We start from the raw sequence: 18834 nt of genomic DNA, 5'->3' as shown, positions 1-18834 counted from the left end.
ACAGATCTATTTGGTGATGATCTCCGGCCCCATAAAGTGGTTGGGCAGGAAGGTTGAGATCGCCGGGATATAGGTCACCATGATCAGGAAGACGAAGAGCACGGCCAGGAAGGGCAACGCCGCCCGTACAACCCGCATCATCGGCATCCCTGCCACGCCCGAGGTTACGAAGAGGTTCAGACCAACCGGCGGGGTGATCATGCCGATTTCCATGTTGACCACCATGATGATGCCCAGATGGATCGGGTCGATGCCCAGCTCGATCGCGATCGGGAACACCAGCGGCGCCACGATCACCAGGAGGCCCGAGGGCTCCATGAACTGACCACCGATCAGCAGGATCACGTTCACGATCACCAGGAACATCACCGGACCCAGACCAGCATCCAGCATGGCCGAGGCCAGTTGTTGCGGGATCTGTTCATCGGTCAGCACGTGTTTCAGGATCAGCGCGTTGGCGATGATGAACATCAACGTCACGGTCAGCTTGCCCGCCTCAAACAGCGTGTTCTTGGTGTCGCGGTGGAAAAAGGCCGTGATCAGTGCAACCGGCTTTTGCAGCAGCGTCAGGTTCTTTTCCCCTTCGGGACGGCTGAGCGGCCCCATGTCACGATAGACAAAGCTGGAAATCAGGAAGGCGTAGACAGCTGCAACGGCCGCGGCTTCGGTCGGGGTGAAGATACCGCCGTAGATACCGCCCAGAATGATCACGATCAGGAACAGACCCCAGACCGCATCCAGACCTGAGGCAAAGACCTCACCCCAGCCCAGCCAGTCACCTTTCGGCAAGTTCTTCACACGCGCGATCACATAGATGGTGATCATCAGCATCGAACCCGCCATCAGGCCCGGGATCACACCCGCCAGGAACATCCGGCCAACGGACACCTCAACAGCCGAGGCATAAACCACCATCACGATCGACGGTGGGATCAGGATGCCCAGGGTCCCTGCGTTGGCAATCACACCGGCGGCGAAGTCCTTGGAATAGCCCACCTGCCGCATGCCTGCGATCACGATGGAGCCGATGGCAACCACCGTCGCCGGGGACGAGCCGGAGAGCGCGGCAAACAGCATACAGGCAAAGACGCCCGCAATCGCCAGACCACCAGGGAAATGCCCCACAATAGCGATGGAGAAACGGATGATCCGCTTGGCCACACCACCGGTCGACATGAAGCTTGAGGCGAGGATGAAGAAGGGGATCGCCAGCAGCGTATAGTGCCCGGCCATCGCCTGGAACATGGTCTGCGCGATAGACGCCAGAGAGGTATCGCTCAGCACCAACAGGAAGATGATCGAAGAAAAGCCCAGCGAGATTGCGATCGGCACACCGATCAGCAACAGGCCAATGATCATCGAAAAGAGAAAAACAACTTCCATCTGACTTAGTCCTCTGCGTTCTGGTGGCGGACTTCGTCGACCGCGTCTTCGGCTTCGTGGCTGACGATGAGGCTTTCCTGCTCACCGCGGATCAGGCGCAGGGTGGCCTGCACAAAGCGGAACAGCAGCAGCGCCGCGCCGATGGGCAGCATCACATAGGGGATGAAACGCGGCAGTTTCTCATAGGCTTCACCCTGATTGAAAATCGGCTCGATAAAGCGCAGCCATTCAACCATGTAGATGTCGCCCACCTCATACCAGGCCTGATCCCGGCTGTTGGCAAAGCCGGTCGGGAACCAGCGCCCCGTGGTGGCGTCAAAACCGGCAAACGGCGCCCAATAGTCCCAGGCCCCCTTCATCAGCAGAAAGGCATAGGCCAGACAGATAGCCGCCGCGACAAAACCCAATACCCGGCGCAGCGCTGGCGGCACTGCGTTCAAAACAGCATCCACACCCAGATGCGCGGTCACCTTGACCGCATAGCTCATGCCAAACAGAACCAGCCAAGCAAACAGAAACGCAGTTGCCTCCAGCCCCCAGATCAAACCAGTGTTGAACCCATAGCGCAGCACCACATTGATGAAGGTGATGATGGTCATCAGCCCCAGAATGATGGCGATAAAGGTTTCTTCGAACTCGTGTACGAACCGCGAGAAAGCAGTTTTCGGTTCATAGTGTCCCGACATGTCCCGCCCCCTTTTTAGGAATTTCGGATATAGAAAACCCGGCCCGAAAAGGCGGACCGGGTTTCCCGATTGCAGAAAAGCTTAGTGCTTGGCGTTGATCGCCTGCGCGGCGGCGATGTTGTCTGCGCCAACGTCACCTTCGAACTGGGTCCAAACCGGCTTCATCGCCTCAACCCATGCTGCGCGCTGCTCGTCGTTCAGCGAGCGGACAACGCCACCAGCTTCGATCACCGATTCTTTGGCGGCTGCGTTCACAGCGGTCGACTCGGCGTTACGCAGGGTGGTCACTTCGCTGATGATGGTGCCCAGCTGGTCACGTACATCGTCAGGCAGCGAGTCCCAGAAATCGGTCGAGGTCACAACCAGATAGTCGATGATACCGTGGTTGGTCTCGGTGGTGCCGTCCTGCACTTCGAAGAACTTCTTGCCGTAGATGTTGGACCAGGTGTTTTCCTGACCATCCACAACGCCGGTCTGCAGCGCGCCGTACACTTCCGAGAAGGCCATCGGCTGCGGGCTGCCACCCAGAGCGGCCATCTGTGCTTTCAGCACTTCCGAGTTTTGAACGCGGAACTTCAGGCCAGCAGCGTCGGTCGGCATTTCCAGCGGCTTGTTGGCCGACATCTGCTTCATGCCATTGTGCCAGAAGGCCAGGCCCAGCAGGCCACGGCGGGTCATCGATTCTTTCATCGCCTGACCGGTTTCGGAGTTCTGGAACTCATCAACCGCGTCGATGTTTTTGAACATGAACGGCAGGTCGAAGATGCGGAACTGTTTGGTGAATTGCTCAAACTTCGACAGCGACGGTGCGGCCAGCTGAACGTCGCCCTGCAGCATCGCTTCCAGAACCTGGTTGTCGTTGTAAAGCGTCGAGTTCGGGAAAACCTCCATACAGGCTTTGCCGTTCATCTCTTCGTTCACACGTTTTTCCAGCAGCGAGGCAGCAATGCCTTTCGGGTGCTTGTCGGTGTTGGTCACGTGGCTGAACTTGATGACGATTTCGCCGTCGTCACAGGCGCCCGAGGCCATAACGGCCGATGCGGACACGGTCAGGGCCATTGCGGCCGCGGCGGTGGTCAGAAATTTCATAATGTCTCCTCCCGAGAGATCATTTGTTTCTTTGGCGCCCCCTCCGGGCGCAGCGATGACAGAGTTTCCAATCTGTGAAACCGGCTCAAGGAAAAGCGACGCGAAGTTCAAAATATGACATAAGGCACTGGAAATAAGTGTTTTTCATCGCGCGTATCGTCTGTGCAGCCGCGCCCCTTCACAAAACTGTGCGATTTCCCGCACAGGGCGCTGGCAGGCTTGTGCGGAATTTCGCACACCCTTGCCGGGGACCAATGATTCCTCACTGCTTATCAAATCGGCGCAAATTTCGCCCAATTGCCGCCGATCAATGCACATTTGTCTGGACAGACTCAGCCGAGACGCGTTGTTCTGGCGCATCGTTTTGCAGACCGGCACCGCCACCGGTCAGGAGGATTGGGATGAGTTTTGAAAGTTGGGGCAGCTACGCGATGGCCTGTTTGGTCCTGTCGCTTATTCCCGGACCCAGTGTGTTGCTGATCATCGGTCAAGCGCTCTCCCTTGGGATGCGCGGTGCGATGGCTTGTCTTGCCGGTGCATTGCTGGGTGGTTTGGGGCTGATCCTAGGGGCGCTGGCAGGTCTGGGCGCTGTCTTGGCCAGCTCTGCCGTTCTGTTTCAGGCGATCAAATGGGCCGGCATTGCCTATCTACTGTGGCTTGGCGTCACCCAGCTGCGTCTGGCCCGGCGCACCAAGGCGGTCCCGAGCGATGCGCCTGCCCCGCAGTCCGTCAAAGGCAGCTTTCGCTCCGGCTTCCTGACCGCCCTGCTCAATCCAAAATCACTGGTGTTCTATCTGGCCTTCCTGTCGCAGTTTCTGGATCCGGCCCACAGCACTTGGATCAGCTATGTTCAGCTGATTGTGACCTCCATCGTGATCGCCGGAATTTCGTTGCTGGCCTATGCGCTGCTGGCGGAACGGCTGCGCCAGCGCCTGACCAGCCCCACCGCCCAACGCCAAATCAAAATGGCCACCGGCGGCCTGTATCTAGGCGGCGGTGCCTTGATGGCGGCCAGCAGGTAGTCGTTACAGGTCCTCCACGCGGCCGATGATCACCAGGAGGCGCTTCACTTCGATCCGTTTCATTCGAACGGTCAGCCCCTCGGCGGGCAGTGGGGCAAAACGGCCGCGCACCGGGTCTGCGATGATGCCCAGCTCGACGCTGAATTGATCCGGCGTCGGGTATTTGCGCCGACAGGGCGCACCAAAGGCACAGCGCCAGGGCTGCGTTGTCACGATGTTGCTTTTCGCCAGCAGCGGCTGCCCCACCTTCAGCGCACTATCGCAACGCATCTCAACAAAGCCGGTGTCATCCTCGGCCAGCCGCATCCGCACGCTGAAACGATGCCAGCCGCCCAAGTCCTTTGCGGACACGCAGGTTGTGCCCAAAAACGTCACCCCACGCCGCGCGTCTAACTCCACCTCAAACAAGGGGTTTTGTGACAGCCGGCTGCCATACCACCGGGCGAGGGAAACTTTTGCCGGGCTGCCACTGGCAATGAAGTCCGGATCGACCCAGAAATCGAAGGTCAGCAGGTAGCGTTGGCCAACCTTAAAATCCAGCTCCTGCTGCCAGATCTGGTTTTTGGCGATGACGGACCGGGTGGTGCGGGTGGCACAGTCGCTGGGGCCAGCCGCATCCCGATGTTTGGAACAATCGCCAGGCTTGGCGTGAAAGATCACCTGATCCCAAGAAAACTGCGGCAGTCGGGCGGAGCGGTCGGAAATTTCGAAATGCAGGTTCAGCCAGTCTGGCGTTGTGCGAGTGACCTCGGGCGCTTCGGCCTCTGCCAGGTTTGGCACGGACGCCGGGGCAAGCGCGGTGTTTGCCGCCAGACAGGCCGACAGACCAAAACAGGCCGCGATTGCCAGTGCCGCTGGACGCAGGTTCTTTGCGAAGAAAAAACATGTCATTGGACAGACCTCCTCTGCGCTGATCAGATCAGCGGTGGTCCACCCCTCTGTGTTGTCGCAGTGCCGAACATTCACCCCTTGTTCGATCTGGTCTGGCGCTGCGACCTCCCCTAGTTGCTCATTCAGCTGGCGTTGTTGCGGCGACCGGCCCACGGGGGAACGGCACCATTTTCAACGCGTCTTCGTCGTATAGTTTCCAGCGCAGGCATTTGAGCGAGTCGATGAAACCGATCTTCTCGGACTGGATCAACCCAGCATCCTCCAACGCCTGATGCGCCGCTTTCAGTTTGTATCCCGGGATCTTGGCATAGAGGTGGTGCAGATCGTGATAGGCAATGTTCATTGTGACCAGATCCGCCAATGGCCCCCAATCCAGAACCGATGATCCCTCAAGCGCTGCGGTTTCAAAATCCAGCCCCGGCTTCACCCCCCAATGCACATTTTCAAAATTGTGCACGCAGTAAGGGATCAATGCGCCCCCCGCGCAGGCGATATAGACCGCGGCGTACCAGACCGCGATGCCCGCCCAGCCCGCATAGGCCCAGATGGCCAGGTTGAAGAGGAAGAACAGCACATTGTGCAGCAACAACTCCCCTAACCCAGTTTTCAATGCCGCCAAGGGGAAGCGCCGCAGGATCACCCAGAACACAAACGGCCCCACAAGGATCAGCGTGATCGGGCTGCGATAGGCCCGGTACCAAAGGCGGCGGAACCAGCTGGCCTCCTGCCATTCTTTGACGGTCATCACGTAGATCTCAAAGGTGTCGCGCCGGTCCAGATCGGCAACATGGGCGTGGTGCTGATTGTGGATATAACGGGTCGCCTGATAGGGCGTCATCGCGATGGGGGAAATCAGTGTCCCCAAAATATCGTTCATCCGGTCGGTGCTGAAAAAGGCCCGGTGCAGGCAATCATGCTGGATCATATAGATCCGCAGCGCCGTTGCAGTGGTCAACAGAACAGCCGGGATCAGGATCAGCCAGGTCCCGATCGCATTCAACGCGGTGATCAGGGCCAGCAAGAATAATAGGAAGGTCGCGCCAAACTCAATCCATGCACGGCGGTCATCGGCCTGCATGAAAGGACGGGACACACGTCGAATCTCTGCGCCATTACGGGCCATAACACTAACTCCTAAACCAATACCTAAAGATACGCCGTGAGCGCAGTTGCAATCAAGTCTCGCCCCACAACCCGGTTTCGGCTGTCATAATCTTCAGCGAAAATCTTCTGGTTTGACGCCGTAGCGGGCCAGTTTGTCATAGAAGGTTTTGCGCGGCAGCTTCAGCGCCTGAGCCGCGTTTGAGGCCCGCCCTTCCGCCCGGCGCAGCGCCGCGATCAGCAAGGATCGCTCAACCCGCGCCATTTGTTCGGCAAGGCCCAGTTCGGTTTCAGCGTCATCCTCGGTGCTGCCTTCGCCCAGCACAAACCGCATCGCAGCGCTCATCAGGGCGCGGGCGTTGCCCGGCCAGTCGCGCGTCATCAGGGACGATATGACCTCAGGTGAGACCTCAGGGGGTTCCAGACCGGATTGTTCCGCCGCTTGGGCGACATAATGTCGAAACAGCACCGGAATATCCTCCGGCCGTTCCTTGAGGGAGGGAATGCGCACCATCATCACCTCAACCCGGTAGTAAATCTCCGCCTGCAAGAGGCCCTGTTCAACCGCTTGGCTCAGATCCTGGGTGGAACCTGCAATCAGGCGCACGCCACCTGCTTCCAGCGCGTCAATCAGCGCGATCTGGGCATCCGCAGCCAGCCCGCCAATGTCATCCAAAAACAGCGTGCCGCCCTGCGCGGCCTCCAAAGCCTCAGCCAAGGCAGCACGATCCAACGCGGGGGCTGCACGTTTCACGAAGGGGCCTTTGGCGTTTGGCGAACAGAGGTGAATAACCTCGGCAACCTTGTAGATCCCCGACCCCGGTGCACCGTTCACCAGGACATCTGTGCCCGCCCGCGCCGCCAGCCGTGCCCGGGCACGCAAAACCTCAGACAGGTCGGACTGGCCATAAAGCATCCGCGCAGCCGCATCACCGGTTTCCAACTGCGCCTTCATCCGCCGGTTTTCCAACACCAAGGCGCGGGTTTTCAGCGCCCGTTCCAATGCCGCCAGCAGATCGGCCGAGGCACAGGGTTTTTCCAGAAACCCAAAGGCCCCGTTTCGCATGGCTTTGACGGCCATGGGAATGTCACCTTCGCCCGTCAGCAGGATCACCGGCAGCTCAGCATCGGTGTCTTGGGTGTAGTCCAGCAGGTGGAACCCATCGCGCCCCGGCATCCGGATATCCGACAGCACAACGCCGTCAAAGTCCGGGCCTATATGATCCTTGGCCTCAATGAACGATCCCATGCTCAGGGGCGTCAGATCCGCAAGTTCCAGCGTCTGCGCCAAGGCATCACGCACGGCGGCGTCATCATCGACCAGCAGAACCTTGCGAATGGTCAAAGCCTCGCTCATGCAACCGCCTCCTCTGTCCATGGCTCCAGCTCCACGGTGAACATCGCCCCCGTTGCAGCGTTGCTGCCGCGGATTTTCCCGCCGAAGCTCTGCACCAAACCGTAAGAAATCGAAAGCCCCAATCCCATGCCTTCGGAACTGCCCACTGTTTTGGTGGAATAGAAAGGTTCAAACACCTTATCGGGTTCTTTGATGCCGGGCCCGATATCGCGCACGGTGACCGAGAGCGGGTTGGCAGGGTTGATGACGATCTGCACCAGCCGCTCCTCCTGATCCATCATGGCATCTGCGGCGTTGTTGATGAGGTTGACCAGAACCTGCGTCAGGCGCACATCCCCTGCCCGCACCCAAAGCGGGCTGCCAGCAAGCGCGGGATCCCAATCAAGACGCACAAAATCCGCTTTCAACCGGGCCTCGGTCAGTTCCACGGCGGTGTTCACCACCTGCACCAGATCCACCTTGCTGACCGGTTCGCTTTCATTGCGGGCAAAGGCGCGCAGGTTTTTGATGATGCGGGCCATCCGCACCGCCATATCCGCAATACGCGAAAGGTTTTCCTCGGCCCTTTCGGGTTTGCCCCGCGCCATGAAAGCATTGCCGTTTTCAGCATATTGGCGGATCGCCATCAGGGGCTGGTTCAGCTCATGGCTGATCCCGGCAGACATTTGGCCCAGCGCGGACAGTTTGCCGGCCTGAACCAGATCATCCTGCGCTTTTTTCAGCGCGACCTCGGCGGCCACCCGTTCGGCAACCTCGCGGCGCAGGGTTTCGTTGGTTTGGGACAGCTCGGCTGTGCGCTCCTCCACCCGGCTTTCAAGGATCACATTGGCCTGCGCCAGCGCCCGCCGTCGTTCGGTTGCCAGAAACGACAGCGCACCAAAGGCCAGAAACACCGCCGCCACCGCTGCGGCCTGTAGCCCCGCCAGCCGCCGGGCTGGGTCCACATCGATCAAGGCTTCGGCCATCATGCTGATCGCGGGCAGATCCTGCGCCAGATGCAATCCACGTGCAGGCACATAGGCGGACCAGTTGGTCAGCCACAGTTCATACCCGCCAACCAGTCGCACCCCAAAGGTGGTTGAGGCCCCATCCGGCGGGATCAGCTGCCCGTCCTGCTGGCGCCGCCAATAAAGCAGTTCGGACCGGTTGGTGATAAACACCTCACCGCCTGCATTGGTGAAAAAGATCGACGGGCGTGCGCCGCGCCATTCCTCTTCGATACGGTCAATATCGGCAACGACAACCAGCGTACCCTGCACCTTGCCCGATGGGCTGAACACAGGGGCTGCAAAGGAATAGATCCGTTTACCGGTGTCCAGAACGCCATGCGCCTCACCCATCGCCCCTTGCCGGGCGCGCCGCACATGCACCTCGGTCGAAACATCGCCGGCCATCACGCCATTGGCGGACACCACCACCTGCCCACGATGATCGACCAACACCAGATCCAGAGCGGCGGTTTTGTCTGCCGCTTCCAGCAGGTGCGCCTCCGCCTGACCAACGCCTGCGCCGGCCAAAACCGAACGCACCACGGGATGGTCGGCCGTCAGCACCGCTAGCTGCTGATACCGCTGCAGCTGCCCAGTCAGCCGGTCGGTGGCCAGTGCCAGATCGACCCGGCCGCGCTGCGCCAGCTGGCCCAGCGCCTGCACATAGCCATAGCGCCACACGCCACCGGCAATCACCGCAACGGACAACAGGAACAACAGGATCACCGCCACACGGCGCAGGGTTGCAGTCTTCATGGTGGCAAACCTAACGCGGGCGGGCTTGCAAAGACCAGAGGGGATGGACTAGCTGGTGCCATGAAAAGACTGAGCCAATCGCCAACCGATCCCGCCTTTGTTCAAAACCCTTACCCGTTTTACGACCGCGCCCGGGCCGAAGGGTCCCTGGTGTTCTGGGAAGAGTACAACATGCCCTGTGCCACCAGCTATGCGGTGACCATGGCGCTGTTCAAGGACCGCCGGTTTGGTCGTGAATGCCCGCCTGAATTTGCCCCTGACATTCCCGATCGGCTGCGCCCGTTTTATGACATCGAAGCCCATTCGATGCTGGAACTGGATGGGGCGCGCCACAAACGGCTGCGGTCTTTGGTGCTGCGCGCCTTCACCTCGCGCCGGATTGCCGGGCTGGGGCCTGAGATTGAGGCGCTGTGTCATCAGCTGATTGATGCTTTCCCGGAAGGTGGCTGTGACCTGTTGCAGGCCTATTGCACCCATGTGCCCGTGGTGGTGATCTGTCGCCTGCTGGGGGTGCCTGAGGCGATGGCCGATGATCTGCTGAAATGGTCTAACTCAATGGTGTCGATGTATCAGGCGCGGCGCACCCGTGAAATCGAAGATGCGGCGATGCAGGCCTCAACCGATTTCCGCAACTTCATGATCTCTTACATCGATCAGCGGCGCAGCGAACCGGGCGACGACCTGATCACCAGCCTGATCGAAGCCGAAGAAGGCGGCGAAAAGCTCAGCACGGATGAGCTGATCACCACCTGTATCCTGCTGCTCAACGCAGGTCATGAGGCCACGGTACATTCACTGGGTCTGGCGGTCAAAACCCTGCTGGAGCAAGGCACCGACACAAGCTACCTCTCTGAAGACCAAATTGATGGCACCATTGAGGAAAGCCTGCGCTTTGACCCGCCGCTGCATATGTTCACCCGCTACGCCTATGAGGAGGTTGAGGTTGCCGGCCACACTTTCCAGCGCGGCGATCAGGTGGCCCTGCTGCTGGGGGCGGCAAACCGGGACCCGGGCAAATGGGAAGATCCGCAGGTCTTCAACCCGGGTCGCCCTGTCGCAACCAATGTCGCCTTTGGCAGCGGAGTGCATTTCTGCGTTGGGGCACCGCTGGCCCGGTTGGAGATGAAAATCGCCATGCCGATCCTGTTTGACCGCCTGCCAAACCTGGCCCTGGACGGCGCGCCGCAGTATGGCGATGTGTATCATTTCCACGGGCTTTCGGCCCTGCAGGTCAAATACTAACGCTACGTCAATGCGTTATCATCAGGGGCTGTCGAGCCCCCTGATTTTCCAACCCCTCCTTAGGCATACATTTGCATACCGCCTTCTGGCCATCTTGCTTTTGGTTACAAAAAATTTTTTTCTCACCCCAAATGAGTGTGTAACTTTTGCCTGAGATTCGGTGATGTCCTTTTTCCGAACCCGCCACCGCCCGATGTTGCTGTGCGCCGCCCTTGCTGTCGCCTTGCTGGCCCTGGCCCACAGTACGATGCCATCCGCTTACGTCTGGCATATTGCCGCTGCTTTTGCGGTGGCGATGAACCTCAACTACGTGATCGAAGCCATAGCCCGGCAAAAGTTTGTCCGCACGGAGATCTGGTTCGCCGTTGGCGTCACAGCCCTTGCGCTGATCGGTCTGTTCACCACGCCGCTGTTGGTGATTGCCGCGCTGTTGTTGCACGCGGTCTGGGATGTGGCCAAACACCTAGGCATCGGGGTGCCGTTTTCCAGCCAGTTCACCCTGGGGTGTTTTGCGGTCTGCCTGGCCTATAGCGGGGCCTTGCTGTTTCACTGGGTCGGCCTGACCTGATCACGCCTATACGGCGACCCGTCGTCACAGTGTGACAGGCTGCCCGGTTGCCCAATCTGATGATCTATCGCTTGATGCCGGTGACCCCAATCACTCAAGGCTCACCGATGACCGCTGCCCTGTCCTACTTCCAATCTCGTCAGAAGCTATTGGCCTTTCTAGGCACACTTTACGTGGTCTTCCTTCTATTGTCGCATTGGCAACTGCCCAAGGCCCATGTCTGGTGGATCGCAGGCGTCTTCTCGATCATCATGAACTTCGTCTACATCAAAGAGGCGCGCGCATTGCGCCAGTTTGTATGTGTTGAAGCGCTGATCGCCACCTTGCTGATCGTTTTGTCGGTCCTTGGGGCGCTGTGGTATCCGCCGCTGGTGATCGCGGCGATCTTTGGTCATGGCTGCTGGGACATTGCCAAACATCTTGGCGCGGGGGTGCCGTTCCTCAGCTGGTACACGCTCAGTTGTTTTGCGGTCGACACCCTCTATAGCGGCGCCTTGTTGCTTTATTGGATCAGCTGAGCAGAACGCTCAGCGATCCAGATGCCCCATGTCGCGATCAGGGTCGATCTGATCGCGCAGGCGCTTTTTCAACTCTTTCGCCTCCGGGAAGCCGCCGTCGCGCTTTCGCTCCCACAAGAGATACCCGTCGACCCGCACCTCATAGGTGCCGCCATAACCAGGCAACAGGGTCACGCCGCCCAGATCCTCACCAAAGCTTTGCAACAGTTCCTGCGCCATCCAGCCGGCCCGCAGCAGCCAATTGCAGCCGGTGCAATACTCAATCGTGACCAGTGGTTTTTGCGCGCTCACAGCGGCAGCTCCGTGGTGGATTTGATTTCTTCCATCGACAAGAGCGCGGTGACGTTATGCACCTTCACCTCAGAAATAAGCGCCTGATAGAACACATCATAGGCGCGGGCATTTTGCACCCGAACCTTGAGGATGTAGTCAATATCGCCCGCCAGCCTGTGGGCCTCCTGCACTTCGGGGCGATTGCGCAGCGCGGTCAGGAACTTCTGCTGCCACTCCGCCTCATGCTCTGAGGTGCGGATCAGCACAAAAAAACAGGCGTCAAAGCCCAGCTTCTCAGCATCCAGCACGACCGTTTGCTGCCCCATGACACCGGCTTCGCGCATCTTGCGGATACGATTCCACACAGGCGTCTTGGACGAGCCTACTTTCTTAGCGATTTCATCCAAAGATTGACCTGCATCGCGCTGCAGCTCAGCCAGGATTTTCCGATCGGTCTGGTCCAGGCGAACCGTCATTTCGCTGCCCTCCGCAATTTCAGAACGTTGTTATCGTTTTCGCACAAGCGCACTGGATACAGTCCTTATTTGTTCCAGCACATAGCGCATTGAGGGGAATATTTTCTATATATCACCTCAAGTCAACCAGAGGAGAAGGCCAAGATGCCCCGCCCTTTTAAGCCAAAAGTCATCACCGCGAACGCCCTGCTGGAAGGGGACGTCGTCTATTTCACTGCAAATGACGAGTGGTCGCGCGAGATGTGTCAGGCTGAGGTGCTGGAAGATCAGGCCCATGCTGAACTGCGTTTGATCGAAGCGTCGCGCCAACAGGCCGAGATTGTCGGTGCCTATCTGGCCGACGTGAAACCGGGCGACAATGGCCCTGAACCCACCCACTTCCGTGAGGACTTCCGCCGCACCGGCCCGTCCAACTACTTCCACGGCAAACAGGCAGAGGCCAGCTGATGTATCGCTATAACGACTTTGATGACGCCTTTCTGGCTGAACGTAACGCGCAGTTCCGCGCCCAGGTGGAGCGCCGCATCGAAGGCGCGCTGACCGAGGAAGAGTTCCGTCCGCTGCGCCTGATGAACGGTCTCTATCTGCAGCTGCACGCCTATATGCTGCGGGTGGCTATTCCCTATGGCACCCTGTCCAGTGCACAGATGCGCCAGCTGGCGCTGATCGCGGACAAGTGGGATAAGGGCTACGGCCACTTCACCACCCGTCAGAACATTCAGTACAACTGGCCGAAACTGCCGGATGTGCCGGATATCCTCGACAGCCTGGGTGAGGTGCAGCTGCACGCGATCCAGACCTCGGGCAACACCATCCGTAACGTGACCGCGGACCATTTCGCGGGCGCGGCGGCGGATGAGATCGCAGATCCCCGCCCCGTGGCTGAACTGATCCGCCAGTGGTCCACCGACCACCCGGAATTCCAGTTCCTGCCGCGCAAATTCAAGATCGCCATCACCGGCTCCCCCAACGACCGCGCCGTGACCAAGGCGCATGACATTGGCCTGCGCATGGTCGAACAAAACGGCGAAGCTGGTTTTGAGGTCATCGTTGGCGGCGGCCTGGGCCGTACCCCTGTTGTGGGCAAGGTCATGCGGGACTTCCTTCCGCAGGCCGACCTGCTGCCTTATCTGGAGGCTATCGTGTCGGTCTACAACACGCTGGGTCGCCGCGATAACAAATACAAAGCCCGCATCAAGATCACCGTGAATGAAAACGGCATCGATGAGGTGCGCGCCCGCGTTGAGAAACGGTTCGACGAAATCCGCCCGCTGTTCAAAGGCGTGGATCAGGAAATGCTGGCCGATATCGAAGCGCATTTCGCCGCCCCCGCCTTTGTGAACAAAGACGTGGCACCATATGAGCTGGCCTACACCAACGATCCGGTGTTCCGCTCCTGGGCGGATACCAACCTGTCGGCGCATAAGGCTGAGGGCTATGCGATCGTTTCGATCTCAGTCAAAGCGCACGGTCAGACCCCGGGCGACGCTACCAGCGATCAGATGCGTCTGATGGCCGATCTGGCTGAGAAATACGGCCACGGTGAGCTGCGCATCAGCCATGAGCAGAACGTGATCCTGCCGCATGTGCATATGGCCGATCTGCCAGCCCTGCACGCGGCGCTGAAGGAACAGGGTCTGGGCACCGCCAACATCGGGCTGATCAGCGATATCATCGCCTGCCCCGGTATGGACTATTGCGCGCTGGCAACCGCCCGCTCAATCCCGGTGGCCCAGCAGATTGCCGAACGGTTTGATGAGTTGAAGCTGGAACATGACATTGGTCCGCTGAAGATCAAAATCTCGGGCTGCATCAACGCCTGTGGCCACCACCACGTGGGTCACATCGGCATTCTGGGCCTCGACCGTGCGGGTGTGGAAAACTACCAGATCACCCTTGGCGGCGACGGCACCGAAGATGCGGTGATCGGCCAGCGGATTGGTGCGGGTTTCGCCTACGACTCGGTTGTGGGGGCGATTGAGACCATCATCCAGATCTATCTGGAGCAGCGCCAGGACGAGAGCGAAACCTTCCTTGATGCCTACCGCCGTCTGGGGCCGGATCCGTTCAAGGCCGCGCTCTACCCAGAGGTGGCCAAGAAAAATGCCGCTTGAGGCGCCTCTTCAGGCAGTGGCGGAACGGGTTGACCACCTGAACCGCCGCTACCAGCACCACGCGGCCAGCACGGTGCTGAAGCGGGCGATGACGGACCCTCAGGTGGGTCGCATCGCCATGGTGTCCTCATTTGGCGCGGAAAGCGTCGTTCTGTTGCATTTGGTTGCGGTGGTAGATCCCACCACGCCGGTTCTGTTTATCGACACGCAGATGCTGTTTCCTGAAACGCTGGACTATCAGCAAGAGGTGGCACATCGGCTGGGCCTGACCGACGTGCGGGTGATCCGCGCGGCCGAGGATGAAGTCGCCAGCGAAGACCCCTATGGCGCGCTACACCTCAGCAACACCGATGCCTGCTGTGACCTGCGCAAGACGCGGCCCTTGGAAAAGGCACTCAGCGGTTTTGATGCCTGGATCACCGGGCGCAAACGGTTTCAGGCCGGATCACGCGCGGCGCTGGAGTTCTTTGAGAACGAAGAAGACAAGCGGATCAAGGTGAACCCGCTGGCGCATTGGGAAAAATCGGATGTTCAGGACTACCTGATCAACAACCGTCTGCCGAAACACCCGCTGATCGCGCAGGGCTACCCTTCGATCGGTTGCCGCCCCTGCACCTCGAAGGTGAAACCGGGCGAAGATGAACGGGCCGGCCGCTGGCGCGGCACCCAGAAAGAAGAATGCGGCATCCACATGGTGGATGGCAAAATGGTAAGAATTGGAGCGCAACAATGAGCGTGATCGTCACCGATACCGGCTTTGCGGCCGATGACTGGACCGGCCCCATCGCTGAGCTGGAAAACCTGGATAACGCCATCGCGGTGGATCTGACCTCGGACGCGGATACATCAGTCCTGGCCGATCATCTGGACCGGCTGCAACTGATCCGGGTCGACTTCCCCAGCTTTGCCGATGGCCGTGGGTTCACCCTGGCGCGTGAATTGCGCCTGATGGGCTATCAGGGCCGTCTGCGGGCCAAGGGGCATGTGATCTCGGATCAATATGCGATGGCACGCCGCACCGGCTTTGATGAGGTGGAAATCTCCCAAGAGCTGGCCACCCGCCAACCCGAAGGGGAATGGAAGTTCCGCGCCGACTGGCGGGCCAACAATTACCAAAGCCGCCTGCGGGCCGGCTAGCCTAGGGTAAATCCTAATCGTTGAGGAAATACTGAACGAAATAAGGCAATTTCCTCCCTTTCAACTGACCTAAATCAAAGCTATCTGAAGGATGCCGGATTAAGCACCGGCCAGAGCCATTATGACCGAGATGACACCCGTGACCGATGCTGCCGCCGCCAAGGCCCCCAAAGTGCCCGCCCTCCCCGATGCTCAGACCGTAACCGAGGTCAAGCATTGGACTGATCGCCTGTTTTCGTTCCGCTGCACGCGCCCTGCGTCGCTGCGGTTCCGTTCGGGTGAATTTGTGATGATCGGCCTGATGGGGGATGTGAACCCCAAGACCGGCAAGCAAAAACCGCTGCTGCGCGCCTATTCCATTGCCTCCCCCTCCTGGGATGAAGAGATGGAGTTCTATTCGATCAAGGTGCAGGATGGTCCGCTGACCTCCAAGCTGCAGCACATCAAGGTTGGCGATGAGATTATTCTGCGCCCGAAACCCGTTGGCACGCTGGTGCATGACGCGCTGATCCCGGGCAAGCGGATCTGGTTCTTTGCCACCGGCACCGGCTTTGCGCCCTTTGCGTCACTGCTGCGCGAACCTGAGACCTATGAAAAGTTTGATGAGGTGATCATCACCCACACCTGCCGCGAAGTGGGTGAACTGACCTATGGCCGTGAGCTGATCGAAGGTCTGAAAGAAGACGAGCTGCTCAATGAGGTGATCGGCGAAGGCTTCTGGAAGAAGATCAAATACTACCCCACCACAACGCGCGAAGAGAGCCCCAAAATGGGCCGTATCACCGACCTGATGCGCTCGGGCGAAGCCTTTGAGGAACTGGGCGTTCCGCCGCTGAACCCCGACACCGACCGCGCCATGATCTGCGGCAACCTCGCGTTCAACCTGGAACTCAAGGATCTGTTTGAAAACACCTACGGTCTGGAAGAAGGCGCCAATTCCAAACCTGCGCACTTCGTGGTGGAAAAAGCATTCCTCGACTGATCTGAACACAGATCGAGACATTAAAGCCGGGCCGAAAGGTCCGGCTTTTTGCGTCTTTGCCTTTGCGTTTACCGCACCATGGGCAGCTTTACCTTGACCAGAGCCCGGCGCGCCTCACATCCTCTGTTTGTATTTCATGTCAGGGTATCGCGATGGACAGTTTCTCAGCCCTCAAGTTTTTCGGCGCTTTGTTTGCAATCATGAACCCGATTTCAAACCTGCCGATCTTCCTCAGCACCACCGAAGGCGCCAGTGCCGCACAGCGCAGCGCCATTGCCCTGCGGGTGGTGATCTACTGTTTTGTGATGGGTACAGCCTTTGCGATGATGGGCCATGCAGCGCTTGGCTTTTTCGGCATCTCAATTGATGATTTTCGTGTCGCCGGCGGGCTGGTTGTGCTGTTGATCGGCCTGAAGATGCTGAACGGCAACGACAGCAGCGCCCATCACGGCACCGAAGAGGAAAAGCAAAACTTCCCCGATGCCGATGCGGTGGCCTTTTACCCGCTGACCTTTCCGATCCTTGTCGGTCCCGGCACCATCACAACGCTGATCCTCTATCGCCAGCAGGCCGACAGCACCCAAGACCTGATCGCCTACGCGCTGATTTTCGCAGCGGTGCTAGCCTCGATCGGCGTGGCCTTTGCCCTCTCGGGGCGGTTGGCCGGTTATCTGTCGCAAACGGGTCGGGTGATCATGACGCGGCTCATGGGCATGATCCTGGCAGCCATCGCGGTTGAGATGATCACCTCAGGCCTGTCTGTTTTGCTGCCCGGGCTTGCAGGCAGCGCAGGATAACCCCCGCGCCGCCCAGTGCTTCGCTTGCGCAGTAGCGCGTTAAAGGCCCAGCTGCTGACGCGCTGCGGCCAATGCGCTGGCCAGCAGCTCAGGATTATCCTTCGCCGCAGACAGGGATTGCGTCAGGGCGTTGCGCGCCAGCGGGTTCAGGTCGGAAGCTTTGATGAACTCAACCGCCTTATCAAAATCAAATCCCGCTACGCTGAACAGATCCGCGCCGGTTGGCGCCACCAACTCGGCCGCACTTTCGGTCACCGTTTCCACAGCTTCGCTGACCTCTTCCTGCGCCTGCGTGGCCATGTCACCCGCCGCAGTCGCCACATCCTCAGCAAACTCCTGCACGGCCTCGCTGTCTACCGCCTCACTCACCTGTTCCAGCGCTTCGACGGCCTCAGTTGCGCCCGCCTCAACGGCCTCGACCGCCTCTGTCACCTGTTCCGTTACCTGCTCAGCCACATCCGCGGCCACGTCGTTAACCACCTGCTCAACTGAGTCGCCTGTTGAGTCGCCTGCCGCCGGCGCTTCTGCTTCTTCAACAGGGGCAGCTTCTTCAACCACCGGCGCCTCAGGCACAGCAACGGGGGTCACCGCAACCGGCTCAGGCGTTTCGCCACCGCTCAGCGCCAAGTACCCCACAACCACGATCAGACCCGCTGCGGCCACGCCAACTGCATAATTCATAACTCTATCCCTTTCCTGCGCAGCGGTTCCGCCACCGCGCCTCATCCCCTGCAATGAAGCGCCGCAACGCAGAACAAACTAGGGGGAAAAGCCCCGGATTTGCCGCAAAACCGGCTATTTGCCGCTTGAAGATTCCCTATGGGGGGGATAGGTTTGGGCCTCAAATTCGCCAACGATTGAAGGATTGATCCCATAGCTCGCAGACCGCATAACGCGCCCCCGACACGCGACACCGGCCCCCGGACCAACGAGCGCATCCGCGCGCCCGAAGTACGCCTGATTGGTGCAGAAGGTGAAAATGTCGGCGTCGTCTCGCCCGCCAAAGCCATGGCCATGGCCGAAGAGGCAGGTCTTGATCTGGTGGAAATCTCGCCCAACGCGAAGCCCCCCGTCTGCAAAATCATGGACTATGGTAAGTTCAAATACGAACAGCAGAAACGGGAATCGGAAGCCCGCAAAAAGCAGAAGATCATCGAGGTCAAAGAGGTTAAGTTCCGTCCGAACACCGATACCCATGACTACGACGTCAAAATGCGCAACGTGATCAAGTTCCTGGAAAAAGGCGACAAGGTGAAAGTCACCCTGCGCTTCCGCGGCCGTGAAATGGCCCACCAGAACCTGGGCCGTGAGCTGCTGTTGCGGGTGGCCGAAGACATCAAAGAACTGGGCAAAGTCGAAAACATGCCCAAGATGGAAGGCCGCCAGATGATCATGATGATCGGCCCGCTGAACAAGTAAGCCTGATCCAGTCAGATTTCCGAAACGCCCCTGC

21 protein-coding genes are annotated in these 18834 nt (G+C 59.3%); 11 read left to right on the top strand and 10 right to left on the bottom strand.

Annotation, left to right across the window (positions count from 1 at the left end):
- Window positions 1-6: 6 nt before the first annotated feature.
- The 3 genes from ACORLH_RS07870 to ACORLH_RS07860 all read right to left on the bottom strand — a co-directional run bounded on the left by ACORLH_RS07870 (window position 7) and on the right by ACORLH_RS07860 (window position 3158).
- Complete coding sequence (locus ACORLH_RS07870) at window positions 7-1383, bottom strand: TRAP transporter large permease (RefSeq protein ID WP_321832116.1); 1377 nt, start codon at window positions 1381-1383, stop codon at window positions 7-9.
- Window positions 1384-1388: 5 nt separating this feature from the next.
- Window positions 1389-2069, bottom strand: coding sequence for a TRAP transporter small permease (locus ACORLH_RS07865; RefSeq protein WP_058244171.1), 681 nt, complete (start codon window positions 2067-2069; stop codon window positions 1389-1391).
- Between the two features lie 81 nt (window positions 2070-2150).
- Window positions 2151-3158, bottom strand: a complete 1008-nt coding sequence (locus ACORLH_RS07860; RefSeq protein ID WP_321832113.1) for a DctP family TRAP transporter solute-binding subunit — start codon at window positions 3156-3158, stop codon at window positions 2151-2153.
- A gap of 401 nt (window positions 3159-3559) precedes the next feature.
- Between ACORLH_RS07860 and ACORLH_RS07855 the strand changes: the two genes are divergently transcribed.
- Complete coding sequence (locus ACORLH_RS07855; RefSeq protein ID WP_321832112.1) at window positions 3560-4180, top strand: LysE family translocator; 621 nt, start codon at window positions 3560-3562, stop codon at window positions 4178-4180.
- A gap of 3 nt (window positions 4181-4183) precedes the next feature.
- Here the strand turns inward: ACORLH_RS07855 and ACORLH_RS07850 are convergent, their stop codons facing one another.
- From ACORLH_RS07850 to ACORLH_RS07835, 4 genes are all read right to left on the bottom strand, one after another.
- Window positions 4184-5071 carry a hypothetical protein gene (locus ACORLH_RS07850; protein WP_321832111.1) on the bottom strand — a complete coding sequence of 296 codons (888 nt, stop codon included), beginning with the start codon at window positions 5069-5071 and terminating at the stop codon, window positions 4184-4186.
- A 118-nt stretch (window positions 5072-5189) separates the two neighbouring features.
- Entirely contained in the window at window positions 5190-6194 is a 1005-nt protein-coding gene (locus tag ACORLH_RS07845; RefSeq protein ID WP_321832110.1) for a fatty acid desaturase, read from the bottom strand.
- A gap of 93 nt (window positions 6195-6287) precedes the next feature.
- Entirely contained in the window at window positions 6288-7529 is a 1242-nt protein-coding gene (locus ACORLH_RS07840) for a sigma-54 dependent transcriptional regulator (RefSeq protein WP_321832109.1), read from the bottom strand.
- Window positions 7526-9274: a sensor histidine kinase gene (locus ACORLH_RS07835; RefSeq protein ID WP_321832108.1), complete on the bottom strand. Its 1749-nt coding sequence runs from the start codon at window positions 9272-9274 to the stop codon at window positions 7526-7528. Before ACORLH_RS07835 ends, ACORLH_RS07840 begins: the two co-directional genes overlap by 4 nt.
- A 60-nt stretch (window positions 9275-9334) precedes the next feature.
- Between ACORLH_RS07835 and ACORLH_RS07830 the strand changes: the two genes are divergently transcribed.
- The 3 genes from ACORLH_RS07830 to ACORLH_RS07820 all read left to right on the top strand — a co-directional run bounded on the left by ACORLH_RS07830 (window position 9335) and on the right by ACORLH_RS07820 (window position 11602).
- Complete coding sequence (locus tag ACORLH_RS07830; RefSeq protein ID WP_321832106.1) at window positions 9335-10516, top strand: cytochrome P450; 1182 nt, start codon at window positions 9335-9337, stop codon at window positions 10514-10516.
- Between the two features lie 163 nt (window positions 10517-10679).
- Window positions 10680-11084, top strand: coding sequence for a hypothetical protein (locus ACORLH_RS07825; RefSeq protein ID WP_321832105.1), 405 nt, complete (start codon window positions 10680-10682; stop codon window positions 11082-11084).
- Between the two features lie 47 nt (window positions 11085-11131).
- Window positions 11132-11602 carry a hypothetical protein gene (locus tag ACORLH_RS07820; RefSeq protein ID WP_321832104.1) on the top strand — a complete coding sequence of 157 codons (471 nt, stop codon included), beginning with the start codon at window positions 11132-11134 and terminating at the stop codon, window positions 11600-11602.
- A 9-nt stretch (window positions 11603-11611) separates the two neighbouring features.
- Here ACORLH_RS07820 and ACORLH_RS07815 read toward each other — a convergent pair whose 3' ends face one another.
- Both ACORLH_RS07815 and ACORLH_RS07810 read right to left on the bottom strand, forming a co-directional pair.
- Window positions 11612-11893: a SelT/SelW/SelH family protein gene (locus ACORLH_RS07815; protein ID WP_321832102.1), complete on the bottom strand. Its 282-nt coding sequence runs from the start codon at window positions 11891-11893 to the stop codon at window positions 11612-11614.
- Entirely contained in the window at window positions 11890-12351 is a 462-nt protein-coding gene (locus tag ACORLH_RS07810; protein WP_058244181.1) for an Lrp/AsnC family transcriptional regulator, read from the bottom strand. The genes ACORLH_RS07815 and ACORLH_RS07810 overlap by 4 nt, the downstream gene beginning before the upstream one ends.
- Window positions 12352-12495: 144 nt before the next feature.
- On the opposite strand from ACORLH_RS07810, the gene ACORLH_RS07805 reads away from it, so the two are divergent.
- The 6 genes from ACORLH_RS07805 (at window position 12496) to ACORLH_RS07780 (ending at window position 17381) form a co-directional block, all read left to right on the top strand.
- Window positions 12496-12798 carry a DUF2849 domain-containing protein gene (locus ACORLH_RS07805; protein WP_321832101.1) on the top strand — a complete coding sequence of 101 codons (303 nt, stop codon included), beginning with the start codon at window positions 12496-12498 and terminating at the stop codon, window positions 12796-12798.
- Window positions 12798-14465 (top strand): nitrite/sulfite reductase, encoded by a 1668-nt coding sequence (locus tag ACORLH_RS07800; protein ID WP_321832099.1) that lies wholly within the window; start codon window positions 12798-12800, stop codon window positions 14463-14465. The genes ACORLH_RS07805 and ACORLH_RS07800 overlap by 1 nt, the downstream gene beginning before the upstream one ends.
- Window positions 14455-15198 (top strand): phosphoadenylyl-sulfate reductase, encoded by a 744-nt coding sequence (locus tag ACORLH_RS07795; RefSeq protein ID WP_321832098.1) that lies wholly within the window; start codon window positions 14455-14457, stop codon window positions 15196-15198. The genes ACORLH_RS07800 and ACORLH_RS07795 overlap by 11 nt, the downstream gene beginning before the upstream one ends.
- Window positions 15195-15602 carry a DUF934 domain-containing protein gene (locus ACORLH_RS07790; protein WP_321832097.1) on the top strand — a complete coding sequence of 136 codons (408 nt, stop codon included), beginning with the start codon at window positions 15195-15197 and terminating at the stop codon, window positions 15600-15602. The genes ACORLH_RS07795 and ACORLH_RS07790 overlap by 4 nt, the downstream gene beginning before the upstream one ends.
- A gap of 121 nt (window positions 15603-15723) precedes the next feature.
- Complete coding sequence (locus tag ACORLH_RS07785) at window positions 15724-16584, top strand: ferredoxin--NADP reductase (RefSeq protein WP_321832095.1); 861 nt, start codon at window positions 15724-15726, stop codon at window positions 16582-16584.
- A 152-nt stretch (window positions 16585-16736) separates the two neighbouring features.
- On the top strand, window positions 16737-17381 hold the full coding sequence (locus ACORLH_RS07780) for a MarC family protein (protein WP_321832093.1): 645 nt from the start codon (window positions 16737-16739) through the stop codon (window positions 17379-17381).
- A gap of 39 nt (window positions 17382-17420) precedes the next feature.
- Here ACORLH_RS07780 and ACORLH_RS07775 read toward each other — a convergent pair whose 3' ends face one another.
- A complete protein-coding gene (locus ACORLH_RS07775; protein WP_321832092.1) occupies window positions 17421-18062 on the bottom strand; it encodes a hypothetical protein in 642 nt (213 codons plus the stop codon).
- A gap of 192 nt (window positions 18063-18254) precedes the next feature.
- Here ACORLH_RS07775 and infC point away from each other — a divergent pair, with 192 nt between their 5' ends.
- Window positions 18255-18800 carry a translation initiation factor IF-3 gene (infC, locus tag ACORLH_RS07770; RefSeq protein WP_058244188.1) on the top strand — a complete coding sequence of 182 codons (546 nt, stop codon included), beginning with the start codon at window positions 18255-18257 and terminating at the stop codon, window positions 18798-18800.
- Window positions 18801-18834 lie beyond the last annotated feature (34 nt).

The sequence above is a fragment of the Thalassovita sp. genome (assembly GCF_963691685.1).
Taxonomy (GTDB): domain Bacteria; phylum Pseudomonadota; class Alphaproteobacteria; order Rhodobacterales; family Rhodobacteraceae; genus Thalassobius.
The sequence above is the reverse complement of the archived record's forward strand: the minus strand, read 5'-3'. Positions and strand labels throughout refer to the sequence as shown.